Annotated in this window: 12 protein-coding genes; 4 read left to right on the top strand and 8 right to left on the bottom strand. The window is 65.1% G+C overall.

Going from position 1 to position 13,222, the window contains the following annotated elements:
* Positions 1-136: 136 nt before the first annotated feature.
* Positions 137-784 (top strand): glutathione S-transferase family protein, encoded by a 648-nt coding sequence (locus AC0L3X_RS13655; RefSeq protein WP_063985442.1) that lies wholly within the window; start codon positions 137-139, stop codon positions 782-784.
* Positions 785-795: 11 nt separating this feature from the next.
* Here AC0L3X_RS13655 and AC0L3X_RS13650 read toward each other — a convergent pair whose 3' ends face one another.
* The 6 genes from AC0L3X_RS13650 to AC0L3X_RS13625 all read right to left on the bottom strand — a co-directional run bounded on the left by AC0L3X_RS13650 (position 796) and on the right by AC0L3X_RS13625 (position 6,140).
* A complete protein-coding gene (locus AC0L3X_RS13650) occupies positions 796-963 on the bottom strand; it encodes a hypothetical protein (RefSeq protein ID WP_014492272.1) in 168 nt (55 codons plus the stop codon).
* An 80-nt stretch (positions 964-1,043) separates the two neighbouring features.
* The gene (locus AC0L3X_RS13645; RefSeq protein WP_231143620.1) at positions 1,044-2,594 is read right to left on the bottom strand and encodes a hypothetical protein; all 1,551 of its coding nucleotides are present in this window, start codon (positions 2,592-2,594) and stop codon (positions 1,044-1,046) included.
* A gap of 93 nt (positions 2,595-2,687) precedes the next feature.
* Entirely contained in the window at positions 2,688-3,659 is a 972-nt protein-coding gene (locus tag AC0L3X_RS13640) for a hypothetical protein (protein WP_063985444.1), read from the bottom strand.
* Positions 3,660-3,993: 334 nt separating this feature from the next.
* On the bottom strand, positions 3,994-4,491 hold the full coding sequence (locus AC0L3X_RS13635; protein ID WP_063985445.1) for a TPM domain-containing protein: 498 nt from the start codon (positions 4,489-4,491) through the stop codon (positions 3,994-3,996).
* A gap of 5 nt (positions 4,492-4,496) precedes the next feature.
* Positions 4,497-5,393 carry a TPM domain-containing protein gene (locus AC0L3X_RS13630; protein WP_063985446.1) on the bottom strand — a complete coding sequence of 299 codons (897 nt, stop codon included), beginning with the start codon at positions 5,391-5,393 and terminating at the stop codon, positions 4,497-4,499.
* A gap of 138 nt (positions 5,394-5,531) precedes the next feature.
* Positions 5,532-6,140: a LemA family protein gene (locus AC0L3X_RS13625; protein WP_063985447.1), complete on the bottom strand. Its 609-nt coding sequence runs from the start codon at positions 6,138-6,140 to the stop codon at positions 5,532-5,534.
* Positions 6,141-6,311: 171 nt separating this feature from the next.
* On the opposite strand from AC0L3X_RS13625, the gene AC0L3X_RS13620 reads away from it, so the two are divergent.
* The 3 genes from AC0L3X_RS13620 to AC0L3X_RS13610 are packed head-to-tail and all read left to right on the top strand — an operon-like array spanning position 6,312 to position 9,522.
* Positions 6,312-7,166 carry an enoyl-CoA hydratase gene (locus tag AC0L3X_RS13620; protein ID WP_063985448.1) on the top strand — a complete coding sequence of 285 codons (855 nt, stop codon included), beginning with the start codon at positions 6,312-6,314 and terminating at the stop codon, positions 7,164-7,166.
* Positions 7,167-7,170: 4 nt separating this feature from the next.
* Positions 7,171-8,310, top strand: a complete 1,140-nt coding sequence (locus AC0L3X_RS13615; protein ID WP_063985449.1) for an acyl-CoA dehydrogenase family protein — start codon at positions 7,171-7,173, stop codon at positions 8,308-8,310.
* Between the two features lie 15 nt (positions 8,311-8,325).
* The gene (locus tag AC0L3X_RS13610; RefSeq protein ID WP_063985450.1) at positions 8,326-9,522 is read left to right on the top strand and encodes an acyl-CoA dehydrogenase family protein; all 1,197 of its coding nucleotides are present in this window, start codon (positions 8,326-8,328) and stop codon (positions 9,520-9,522) included.
* 237 nt (positions 9,523-9,759) lie between these two features.
* On the opposite strand, the gene AC0L3X_RS13605 is transcribed toward AC0L3X_RS13610, so the two are convergent.
* On the bottom strand, positions 9,760-12,084 hold the full coding sequence (locus AC0L3X_RS13605) for a xanthine dehydrogenase family protein molybdopterin-binding subunit (RefSeq protein WP_063985451.1): 2,325 nt from the start codon (positions 12,082-12,084) through the stop codon (positions 9,760-9,762).
* Between the two features lie 227 nt (positions 12,085-12,311).
* Positions 12,312-13,190: a dihydrodipicolinate synthase family protein gene (locus AC0L3X_RS13600; RefSeq protein ID WP_063985452.1), complete on the bottom strand. Its 879-nt coding sequence runs from the start codon at positions 13,188-13,190 to the stop codon at positions 12,312-12,314.
* Positions 13,191-13,222 lie beyond the last annotated feature (32 nt).

The following is a 13,222-nucleotide window of genomic DNA, read 5'->3' as shown; positions in this document are numbered from 1 at the left end:
CTCTCTCGCCCCCCCCCAAAAACAAAACCAAACCCCCTGGCCTTTTTTTTGGTTGGATTGCTTGGCTGCGCTCGCAATGACGGCGTGGAAGCATCCCGGTATAACGATCGGCAAAGCTCCCGCGCCGCGAGGTCCCATGCCCAGCTACCGCCTGCACTACTTCCCGGAATCCGGCAACAGCTACAAGCTGGCGTTGATGCTGACGCTTTGCGGCGAGACGTTCGAGCCGGTGTGGACCGATTTTGGCGGCGGCGTCACGCGCACGGCGGAATGGCGCAAGGCCGTGAACGCGATGGGCGAGATTCCCGTGCTCGAGGTCGACGGCGTGAAGATGACGCAGACCGCACCGCTCCTGCTCAAGCTTGCCGAGCAGTACGGCCGTTTCGGCGCGGAGACCGAGGAGGAAAAGTTCGAGCTGCTGCGCTGGCTGTTCTGGGACAACCACAAGCTCACCGGCTACATGGCGACCTATCGCTTCATGCGGGCGTTCACTGAGAAAAACGATCCGCAGGTGCTGAAGCATTTTCGCCGGCGGCTCGAGGACTTCCTCGGCATTCTCGACGGACATCTCCAGCATAATGCCTTTGCGATCGGGGCGAAGCCGACGATCGCCGATATCTCGATGATGGCCTACCTGCACTATCCGAGCGACGAGCACGGCTTTGATTTCGCGGCGAGCCACCCTGCCATTCACGCCTGGCTCGGCCGCATGGCCGCGCTGCCCGGCTGGAAGCCGGCCTATGAGCTATTGCCCGGCAAGCGGATGACGAATTACGCGAAGTGAGGGCGCTGGCACTAACCCCGCAGTGCCAGCCAGCCCAGCGTGAACAGAATCCCGCCGACGATGACGACCACCGCGACCGCCCAGGTGCTGACGCGGATGCTGCCGGTGACCTGCTTGGCTTCCTCATTGCGCGCGATCTCGCGATTGCGCTCCTTATCGGCGTCGCTGGTCTCAGTCATGGGTCATCCAAATCGGTTGCGGGCTTTATCTGGCGCGTGATCCTTTCGAAAAACCGCTACACGCTGTTTCGGATCACGCGCTAACGCGTCTTGATGAAGCACATGCCGATGCGGCTCGATGCCGCGGCAGCCTGACAGGTGAGACCTTTAGCACAGCTCCATGACGTAAAACTCTTATCCGACGCTCCCGATCCCGCATTTTGCAGGGAACAATGGGCACCCCAGCCATCCTGATATTCGGTGCCGGCCAGCTCGCCGCTGCCGCGGGTCTGCGGCCGGCTGGCAAATCCGCGTGAGAAATCAGGGCGTTTTCCCGCGGCGAATGCGGTGAGGATGTCGCGGCGGCGGACCTGGTCGCCGAAGAAGTGCGGCGAGGCCGGCACGATGGTGGAGTTCGACGGCTTGTCCGCCAGCCAGTCGACGCCGGGGAAATGGAAGCCGCCGATGCCGCGGGTCTGGTGGCAGCCGCCGCAGGTGACGTCGTTGAGGCGGCGCTGGAAGCCCGCGACCGAGCGGATGTTCTGCATGTCGATGCCACGCGCCGCCGCCTGCTTCAGCGCGCCGACCACGTCGTTGTCGTTGAAGACGGGCTCGCCCTTGTTGCTGTCCCTGTCCTCCCCTTGCACCATGCCGAACTCCGGCTGCAACGGCGAAGCATCGAGGCCCGCCGGCGTCGGCACCACCGCGGCCTTGGCCAGGAATTTCTCGGGGATCAGCACCGTGCCGCGATCGAACTCGCGGAGATTTTCCGGCGCAAGCAGCCAGGCCTTGAAGTCACGTCGAAGATCGTCGTCGGCGAGGATGCGGTCGCGATCGATCTGGTTCTCCAGCGTCGATTCCTCGAACGTCTTCGTCGCGGCGTTATACTTGAACACCTTGAGCAGATAGTCGGAGCGGAAATCGTGCAGTGCCGATTTCGGCGCGATGGAGATCTGGATATTGGTCTCGATGCGGTCGAGCATGGCGTCGGAAGGGGAGATGCCGCTGCCGATCAGCCCCTGCCAGTCGCCATTGTCGAGCCAGCGCCGCGCGACCTCGGCGCAGGTAACAGGCTTGCCGCTCGCATCGGTCTGGCGCGCATCGCGTGCCTTCATCACCAGATTGAACGTCATCGGCAGACGCGTTGCGGTCTTGCCACCTTCCGGCTTACTCTCGAAACGCACCAGCCGATAGATCAGCCTGATCTCGCCGCACGCCTCCTCCGAGACATAGGCGCGGTCCATGCGATTGACGATGCCGGCCAGCACGAAGCGGGTGTCGCGCGATTTGAGATTGGCCCGATCGAACAGCTGCACGTCAAAGCCTTCACCGACGCCGATGGTCTCGGTCGGGTACGCCGCCTTCTGCCTGATGATGTAGCGGTCGAACTCCGCGTCGATCGCGGGTGGAATTCCCTTGAGCTGCGACAGCGACGAGAACAGCAAATCGGTCGTCAGCGGAACGTTTGCGTTCCGCTCCGGCCATAGCAGGCGCGAGATCGTGAGCGAATCGTTCTGGTCGAGCTTGCGGAGCAGATCGGGATCGATGATCGCCGTGCCGCGCGTCAACGGCGCGTTCTCCGCTGCGAAAAGCGAAGCAGTCCCGCCAAGCAAGACGGCGGCAGCAACGAGAATTCGCAACGCGCGGCTCATGCCTTCAGTAACACCGCGTAAGCCGGCCTATTCAAGTCAAAAGGCGCCTCACATGGTGGTGAAGCGCCTCTTTGAAGAGCGGAGATCGAACGCTCAGCGTGCGACGATCAGGCCCTTGCTGGTGACGACGACCCAGCGGCCGTCCTGACGGCGGATCGCATCGACGCGGCCAATTCCGGGGATGGGGTCACCGGCATAGACCTCGTAGAGGCCGCCGCGGCCCTCGATCAGCGCGCCGCCATTGGCAACGTCCCGCAGAACCCAGCCGTCGATCGTCGGCAACCGGCCGACCTCGGTCTTGGGCGCGGCAGGGGCCGGAACCGGTGCAGCGGCTGCGGTCGCAACCTGGGTCGGCGCGATCGAGCCGGTGGTCTCCTTCGCGGCGGCAGCCGCGGCCTGCGCGGGGGCCGCGGGCGGCGTGGCGCGGAGCTTGTCGACGGTCTCGGACAGCTTTGCGATTTTGGCCATCGGCTCGGCCTGGGCCTTCTCGAGCTTGTCGAGGCGGTCATTGGACCGGTTGAACTGGCTGAGGCCAGTCTTGGAGGTGTGCTCGACATTCGCCTTCAGTGCGACGACATCGGCATCGATCCGGGCAACCGAGGATTCCAGCGCGCTGGTGTCGGCGACCTGCACCGGCGCGGGGGCCGGGGCCGCGAAGTGCATCATGCCCGCAGTCGCGAGCGCGCCGCTGATGGCGCCGACGCTGGCCGCAATCGCCACCACCGCGGCCATCGCCGACAGGCGGCGCTTGCCGCCGGTCTCGCGCGGCTCGTCCGCCTTCACATGCGGGGCAAACTCTTCGCGCTCCCAGGAGCGCTCCGACGGTGCCATGACGATGAGCTTGCCGGGCTTTGGCTCGGGCTTGGTCTCGGCCCTGGTTTCGAACTTCGGCACCTCGACCTTGGGCGGCTCGACCTTGGGGGCTTCAGCCTTCACCGGATCAGCTTTGGGCGGCGCTTCATGGTCGGGCGCAATCGAGGGAGCCTCGATGCCGGCAGCCTCGACGGCCTGCGGCGCGGTCACCGCGGCTTCGACGCTCGTATCCTGGGCAGCCTGCTCAGCCATTGGTTCGCTCACAGTTCGAATACTCCACTCTGGATTGACCTTTTGGTAACTTTCATTGCTTGCGAAATCCTTACTTCGGGACCCGCTTACCGAAATTTTAGGAAGTCATCCGGGGCCGAATTGGGCCGGGAACGTGGAACCGGTGTGGCGGGCGTGAAACAAATTGTAAGCCGGGGAAGATGAACGGCCGCGGAATGGGTGCCTCCACACCGTCATTGCGAGCACAGCGAAGCAATCCAGAATCTTTCCAAAGCCGCCGTCTGGATTGCTTCGTCGCGAGAGCTCCTCGCAATGACGGAGCGCGCCGCACCCGCCGGCTCCCAATCACTATCCGTCACATCACGACCGGCGCATCCGGCAGCTCGTTCGCATGCGGGCCCTGCGGCGGGAAATGTCGCGACAGCTCGCGCGACACCGCCGCGATGCCGCCGATCACGCCGCGCTCGAACTGGCCGGAGGCGAACTCGGCCTCCATCGCGCGGCAGATGTTCTCCCAGCCCTCGGCACCGACCTTCGCGTGAATGCCGCGGTCGGCAACGATCTCGACGTCGCGATCGGCGAGCAGGAGATAGATCAGGACGCCGTTGTTGTGCGCGGTATCCCAGATGCGCAAGTGAGAGAACACGTCGAGCGCACGCTCACGGGCCGGCTGGTTGCGGAACAGCGGTCGCCCGTCGAGCGCGCCTTCGACGACGAAGCGGACCTGGCCGGAATGTGTGCTCTCACCCTGCTTGATCGCCTGCTCGATGCGGGCGAGCACCTTTGGCGGGAAGATTTGCTTCGCCCGCCAATGATGCTGCACGAGATGTCTGGCAATGCGCTTCATGCTCATGACCGCTACCAGCTCCCCGAGGCGCCGCCGCCGCCAAAACTGCCGCCACCGCCGCTGAAGCTGCCGCCGTCGCTGGACGACGATCCGCTGCTCCAGCCGCCTCCCGAAGAGCCGCTCGACCACGAGCCGCCGCGCGACGATCTCGTGGCTGGCGCCATCGCCGCAAACAGATCGGCGATGAAGCCGATGACGAAGCCCAGCGCTCCGAGCGCGAGCGCGATTGCAAAGGACCCGAGAATGAGCCAGGTCAGCGCCGCGATGATGCCGCCGGTCGCCAAGGAGCCAAGCAGCCGCCCCAGCATGGCCCGGAAGAAGCCGCCGACCCCGATCGAGGCGAACAGCGTCACGATGAACAGCGGCGCGATATCATCCAGATTACCGAAATTCACAGTCGGCGAAGGTACTGGCAGCGGCTCCCCGTCGATCACGCGGATCATGCGATCGACACCATCCGAGATGCCGCCGCCGAAATCGCCCGTCCTGAATTTCGGCGTGATGATCTCGTCGATGATCCGCCGCGAGGTGACGTCGGTGAGCGCGCCCTCGAGGCCGTAGCCGACCTCGATGCGCAAATGCCGGTCGTTCTTGGCGACGACGAGGATCGCGCCGTCGTCCACCTTCTTGCGGCCGACCTTCCAGGCGTCGGCAACGCGGATGGAAAACTGCTCGATCGTCTCCGGCTGCGTGGTCGGCACGATCAGGACGGCGACCTGGCTGCCTTTTCGAGTCTCGAAGTCTCGCAGCTTTTGCGACAGCGCGGCGACGTCGGCGCTGGAGAGCGTGCCGGTCTGGTCGACCACGCGACCTGTGAGTTGCGGCACGGCGACATCGGCCAAGGCGGGGAAATTGAAGGCGAGGAGGAGTACGAATACGGCTATCGCTTGCCACAACCTCGCTGTCATCGCCCGGCTTGACCGGGCGATCCAGTATTCCAGAGACGCCGGCGGATTACGGAGAAGCTGCGGCGTACTGGATTCCCCGCCTTCGCGGGGAATGACGGCGGTGGGTGGGGCTGGGCGCATTCGCAAAACGGCGCGCAGCTACTTCGACGGCGCGGGCGCCGGGTTGAAATCGACCTTCGGCGCGGTCGAGATCTCCTTTTCGTTCTCGACCGCGAAATTCGGCTTCTCCTTGTAGCCGAACATCATCGCGGTGAGGTTGCTCGGGAAGGAGCGAATGGTGACGTTATAGTCCTGCACCGCCTTGATGTAGCGGTTGCGCGCGACCGTGATGCGGTTCTCGGTGCCTTCGAGCTGCGACATCAAATCCTTGAACAGCGCATCGGACTTGAGCTGCGGATAGTTCTCGGTGACGACCAAGAGACGTGACAGCGCGCTGGAGAGCTCGCCCTGGGCGGCCTGGAACTTCTGGAAGGCGGCGGGGTCGTTCAGCACCTCAGGCGTCGCCTGGATGCTGCCGACCTTGGCGCGCGCATTGGTGACGCCGAGCAGCACGTCCTTCTCCTGCTGCGCAAAACCCTTCACCGAGTTGACGAGATTGGGCACGAGATCGGCTCGGCGCTGATACTGGTTCACGACCTCGGACCAGTTGCCCTTGATCTGCTCGTCCTCGCTCTGGATGGCGTTGTAGCCGCAGTTGGTCAGGCTCAGCGAGGCCAGAGCCGCCAGCACGGTCAGGATCTTGCGCATCAAATTCCTCCCGGTGAAATCTGGCGTAAACTATCAGATTGAACGCGCGGGGTGCCAGACATCTTGTGCCGGCGGCGCGAAAAGCAACCGACTGACGCAAGCCCCTTGCCTATCCCTGGCCGACATAGTCAACTTGAGCAAAACAAGAACGGAAACGCCAAGGGGAACGCGATGAGCTCGTTCGAGACCATCCTCGTGGAGAGGCCCGAGCCGGCGATTGCCCGGATCGTGATGAACCGGCCCGAGGCGCGCAACGCGCAGAACCTGCAGATGACCTACGACCTCAACGCCGCCTTCGACGAGGCGGTGCAGGACGACGCGGTCAAGGTGATCATCCTCGCCGGCAACGGGCCGCATTTCTCATCGGGCCACGATCTGCGCCCCGGCGGCAAGAACGCCGCAGGTGTCGATTTTCCGCCGATCGGAAATTGGGGCGGCTTCGCGGAGGCGAACGCGCATGGCCGCTTCGCGCGCGAACAGGAAATCTATCTCCAGATCACGCGGCGTTGGCGCAACCTCGCCAAGCCGACCATTGCCGAGGTGCACGGCAAGTGCATTGCCGGCGGGCTGATGCTGGCCTGGGCCTGTGACCTCATCGTCGCCAGCGACGATGCGCAGTTCTGCGATCCCGTGGTGACCATGGGCGTCTGTGGGGTCGAATGGTTCGTGCATCCCTGGGAGCTCGGACCGCGCAAGGCCAAGGAGTTTTTGTTCACGGCCGACGCATGGAGTGCGCAGGAGGCGCATCAGCTCGGCATGGTCAACCGGGTCGTGCCGCGCGCGGAGCTTTCAGCGTCGGTGCTGGAGCTGGCGCGCCGGATCGCATCAAAGCCGTCCTTCGCGCTGAAGCTGACCAAGGAAGCCGTGAACCGCTCGGTCGATGTGATGGGCCAGCCCGCCGCGATCGACCAGGCCTTTGCGCTGCATCAGCTCTGTCACGCCCATAACCTTCAGGAGTTCGGCATGGTGGTCGATCCATCCGGACTGCATCCCTCCGTGCGCAAGCCGCCGGCGGCCGCGGAGTAACGACATGGACCTCAATCTGAGTGACGAGCAACGGCTGCTGCGCGAAAGCGCGGAACGCTTCGTGGCCGAGAGCTACGACGCCGATCATCGCCGCAAAATGGCGAACGATCCGTCCGGCTTCAGCCCTGCGGTGTGGAAGCAGTTCGCCGAGCTTGGTTGGCTGGCACTGCCGATCGCGGAAGAGTTTGACGGGCTCGGTGGCGGCGCGGTCGAGATCGGCATTCTGATGGAAGCCTTCGGCCGCGGGTTGGTGTCGGAACCGTATGTTGCAACGGTGGTGCTTGGAGCCTCGCTCATCGACAAATGCGGCAGCACCGCGCAGAAGCAGGCGAGGCTGCCGAAGGTCGCGGATGGATCGCTGAAGCTCGCCTTTGCCCATTCCGAGCGCACGGCGCGGTTCGATCTCGCAAAAGTCGCGACCGTCGCCCACAAGACGGCGCAAGGCTGGCGTCTTGCCGGCAGCAAGATCGCGGTGCTCGAGGGCCACGCCGCCGACGAGATCATCGTATCCGCGCATGTCCACGACCATCAGGGACCGTCGGGGCGGATCGGCCTGTTCCTGGTGCCGGCAAAGACACCGAGCCTCGCCATCAGCGACTACGAGCGTCTCGGCGGCGGACGGGCCTGCAATATCGAGCTGTCCGGCGTCGAGCTGCCGGAGGATGCCCTGCTCGGCGACGGACATGACGCCCTGCCCGCGATCGAATGGGCCATCGATCGCGCCATGGCTGCGTTAGGTGCCGAAGCCGTCGGCCTCATGCAGACGCTGCTCGACACCACGCTGGAATACACCAAGATCCGAAAGCAGTTCGGCCGGCCGCTCTCAGCCAACCAGGTGATCCGCCACCGCCTCGCCGACATGGCAATGCAGGTCGACGAGGCGCGCTCGATGGCGCTGCGCGCCGCGCTGAAGGTGGACAGCCCGCCGATCGAGCGCGCGCGGGCCGCCTCCGGTGCGAAAGCGAAGATCGGCAAATGCGCGCGCTTCGTCGGCGAGCAGTCGATCCAGCTTCATGGCGGCATGGGCGTCACCGAGGAGCTCGAGGTCGGCGCCTATTTCAAGCGGCTGGTCGCCTTCGACACGCTGTTCGGCGGCAGCGCGCACCATTACAGCCGCCACGCCCAGCTTGGCCGCACGGCCTGACACAAGGAGCGCATCATGGACCTCTCGTTCAACACCGAGGAGCGCGCTTTCCAGGACGAGGTGCGCGGCTTCATCGCCAAGAATCTCACCGAGGAGATGAAGCGCGCAACCGCGCTGACGCCGTCGGTGTTCTCCGATCCTGATATCGGCATGGCCTGGCAGCGCGCGCTGCACCGGCAGGGCTGGGGCGCACCGGGCTGGCCGGTCGAATATGGCGGTCCGGACTGGACGCCGGCGCAGCGCTGGATTTTCGAGACCGAAAGCGCTCGGGCCGGCGTGCCCAATGTCAACGTGATGGGCGTGAAGATGGTCGGGCCTGTTATCATCGGCTTCGGTTCGCCCGAGCAGAAGAACTTTTATCTACCGCGCATTCTCTCCGGCGAGGATTATTGGTGCCAGGGCTATTCCGAGCCGGGCTCCGGCTCCGATCTCTCGTCGCTGAAGACGCGCGCGGTGCGCGACGGCGACGACTACATCATCAACGGCACGAAAATCTGGACCACGCATGCCCACCACGCCAACCGCATGTTCGCGCTGGTGCGCACCAGCGACGGACCGCGGCAGCAGGACGGCATCAGTTTTATTCTCATCGACATGACAACGCCGGGCATCACCACGCGCCCGATCCTGACCATCGGCGGCGACCACGAGGTCAACCAGGTGTTCTTCGACGACGTGCGTGTGCCCGTGGCCAATCGCGTCGGCGAGGAAGGCAAGGGCTGGACCTACGGCAAGTATCTGCTCGAGTTCGAGCGGGGCTCCGGCATTGCGTCAGCGAAGCTGCGCGAGGGACTGAAGGCGATCGCGGAGCTGGCCGAGTCGGACCTGACCGGCCGCGCGATCGACAGCCCGGATATCGCCGTGCGCATCTCCGAGGTCGAAATCGACATCGACGCGCTGGAGATGACCGAGCTGCGCGTGCTCTCCGCACTTCAGACCGGGCAAAATCCCGGCGCGGTGTCGTCGATCCTGAAGCTGCGCAACAGCGAGATCCGGCAGGCCGTGACGCGGCTGGGGGCCGACGTGATCGGCCACGACGCCCTCGCGGTCGAGCCGATGCGCCCGCTCTACAAGCTCAACCACGCGCCGGCGACGCCTGAGGAGATGCTGACGGTGGTGCCGGAATATCTCAACGGCCGCGCCTACACGATCTTCGGCGGCACCTCGGAGATCCAGCGCGACATCATCGCGAAGATGATGCTGGGGATTTGAGGGCGTGGGGATTTAGCCAGAGCTGGCGCGGCATTCTCCGCTGTCGTCCCGGACAAGCGCAGCGAAGCGAAGCGCAGATCCGGGACCCATAACCACGGGGTGAGGTTATGGCGCGAGCTGGTCACCACGAGTCTTCGTCAAACAACGTCCTGTGGTTATGGGTCCCGGGTTCGCGCGTTGCGCGCCCCGGGACGACAGTTGGGTATGAGGCGGCAGCTAGCGCAACAACGCCTTCCGCTAACCCGCCACCTTCGCGTCCCGGATCGCCTTCCAGATCTTCTGCGGCGTCAGCGGCGTGTTGAGCTGGGTGATGCCGAGCTCGGCGAGTGCGTCCATCACGCCGTTGGTGACGCAGGGCGGGCCGCCGATGGCGCCGGATTCGCCGCAGCCCTTGGCGCCGAGCGGATTGGTGCGGCAGGGCGCGGAGTCGTCGAGCGTGACCTCGATCGGCGGAACGTCGTCAGCACGGGGGATGCAATAGTCCTGGTAGCTCGCGGTGAGGAGCTGGCCGTCCTCATCGTAGGACACGCCCTCGTACAGCGCTTGTCCAATGCCCTGCGCGACGCCGCCATGGATCTGGCCGGTGACCAGCATCGGGTTCACGGCGACACCGACGTCGTCGACGGTGGTGTAGCGCACGACCTTGGACACGCCGGTCTCCGGGTCGATCTCGACCTCGCAGATATGCGTGCCGTTCGGCCAGCTTGGGCCATCGACCTCACCTTCGGAATCGACGCTGAGCTTGGCGCCGCCCTCCTTCTCGGCGAGATCGAACAGGCTGATGCGGCGGTCGGTGCCGACCACGGTGAGCATGCCGCCCTGATATTCGATATCCTCGACCGAGGTCTCGAGCACGTTGGCCGCCTTCTCGCGCGCCTTCTGAATCAGGTCGTTGGAGGAAACTGCCACGGCCGTGCCGCCGACGAACAGCGAGCGCGAGCCGACGCTGCCGAAGCCCATCGCAAGATCAGTGTCACCCTGGACGACGTCGATCTTGTCCATGGCAATGCCGAGCGTGTCGGAGATCATCTGGGTATAGGTGGTCTGCAGCCCCTGCCCCATCGCCATGGTGCCGGAATGCAGCACGACGCGGCCCTGCGACGTCGCATGCAGGCTGACCTTCTCGGTGTGGGCGCGGCCGCCGGTCCATTCGATGTAGGACGTGAGCCCGCGGCCGTAGAGCAGGCCCTTCTTCTTCGCCGCCTTCTTGCGCGCGGCAAAGCCGTCCCAATCCGCAAGCTTCACGGCGCGATCGAGCATGTGCGCGAAGGCGCCGGAATCGTAAACCTGGCCCGCAGCGTTGGTGTAGGGCAGCTGCGTCGGCTTGATGTAGTTCGCCTTACGGATCGCACGCGGATCCATGCCGATCTTTCGCGCGGCGGCGTCGAACAGACGCTCGACGATGAACACCGCTTCAGGCCGGCCCGCGCCGCGATAGGCGCCGACCGGCGCGGTGTGGGTCATCACCGACTGCACCTCGAAATGCACCAGCGGCAAATCGTAGACGCCGGTCTGCACGAACGGCCCGAGCACCAGAGGGATGATGTTCGCCGCGCCCGAGGAGTACGCGCCGGTGCAGCCGATCGACTTGACGCGATAGGCCAGCACCTTGCCCTTCTCGTCGAGCGCGAAGGAGGCCGTCGAGGTGAGATCGCGGCCATGGGTGCCGCCGACGAATTCGTCGGTGCGGTCGCCGCGCCAGCGGATCTTCCTGTTCAGCTTGGTTGCGGCATAGGCGACGATGCCATCCTCGGGATAGAGGTTGGTCTTCTGGCCAAAGCCGCCGCCGATGTCGCCGACCAGCACGCGGACGCTGTCCTTGGGGCGCTTGAGCACGGCTTCCGCCAGCACGTCGCGGGTCGAGGCCGGCGTCTGCGACTGCACATGCAGGAGGAGGCGGCCGGTCTTCTTGTCAATCTCGGCAATGGTCGAGCGCGGCTCCATCGCGGAGGGCACCAGACGCTGGCTGACGATGTCGAGCTCGACCGTATGCGCAGCCTTGGCAAACGCTTCGTCCGCCTTGGCGGCATCGCCATAGCTCATCGCGCCGACGATGTTGTCGGGCGCCTCGGGCCATACCACGGGCGCGCCGGGCTTGACCGCCTCGACAGGATCGACCACCGCGGGCTGCACGTCGTATTCGATCACGATCGCTTCGGCCGCGCTTTGCGCTTCCGCACGAGAGGCGGCCACCACCGCCGCAATCGCTTCGCCGGCGTAGCGGACGATCTCATGGGCGAGCAGGCGGCGCGGCGGCACCGTCATCGGCTTGCCGTCGGGGCGCTTGAAGATGCTCAGGGTCGGAATGGTGCCGATATCGTCCTTGACGAGGTCAGCGCCGGTGTAGATCGCGGTGACGCCCGGCATCGATGCCGCAGCGCCGGTGTCGATCGAGACGATCTTCGCGTGGGCATGCGGCGAGCGCAGCACATGCAACCACAGCGCGCCTTCCTCCGGCTTGTCGTCGATGAACTGCCCCTTCCCGGTGAGCAGCCGCTGGTCTTCCAAACGCTTGACGGGCTGGCCCGCTCCGAAACGCAAATTGCCGGGAAGAATGTTCATTCCGTGGGGTCCTCAGGGTCTTTTCGAAACTGCGGGCAGCCTTTTAGCGGATCGATCGGAGGCATACCAGCCGCGGTTTTGGGCGGGATATCCACGATTTCGGCATGCCGTCTCGCAAATCCGCGATTCCGTAGGGTGGGCAAAGGCGCGCTTGCGCCGTGCCCACCATCTCTCAACGGATGATCGGGATGGTGGGCACGCTACGCTTTGCCCACCCAAAGGCACTGCTACGGAGAAAGCTCCCTCAACGCCGCTTCCACGACCTTGCGCGCCTCCACGGTCAGCGCGGCCTGCGGCGGGACGGGATCGCCGACGTCGTAGCCCTGGATCGCCAAGCCCGCCTTGATGCAGGCGGCGAGGTTGAAGCGGGCGAAAGCCTCGTTGATCCGCCACAGTCTGCGCTGGAGCGCCATGGCCTCGTCCCAGCGGCCGGCCTTGCAGAGGTCGTAGAGCGCGACGCTCTGGCGCGGGATGATGCAGGCCGGTCCCGCCATCCAGCCGAGCCCGCCGATCAGCATCACCGCCGCCGGGATATGGGCGGAAGCCGAGAACACGCGCAAGGCATCGCCGCAGCGGTTCATGATCGAGAGCAGCCGGCCGGTATTGGTCGAGGCGTCCTTGATGTAGCCGATGCGCGGATGTTCAGCGAGGCGCGCGATGATGTCGAGGGTGAGGTCGGAGCGCTGGAATTGCGGATTGGTGTAGATGACGACGGGGATGTCGACGGCATCCGCGATGCTGCGGAAGTAGGATTCGACCTGGGCGTCGGCGAGCGGAAAGTACGCTTCCAGGATCGCCAGGATGCCGTTGGCGCCGAGCCTCTGATAGGCCCTCGCCTGCGCCACTGCGTCCGCCGTCGCGGTGGAGGCGACGCCGGCCACAACCGGCACGCGGCCCTTCGCGGCCTCGATGGTGGTCTGCACGATCGCGGTGCGTTGCGCGGCATTGAGATAGGCGAACTCGCCAGTCGAACCCAGCGGCGTCAGCCCGTGCACGCCTGCGCCGATCAAATCGTCGCAGAGCTTGCCGAGGACTTCGGTGCGCACCGTGCCATCGGCATCGACGGGCGAAACGAGATAGGGAAAGACGCCGTGAAAATCGGGCATGTCAGGCTGAACCCCGGAAAATTGGCTAGCGC

It is taken from the genome of Bradyrhizobium sp. MI1.7 (assembly GCF_055811795.1).
Note: the sequence above shows the minus strand (reverse complement) of the source record. Positions and strands in the feature narration are given on the sequence as shown.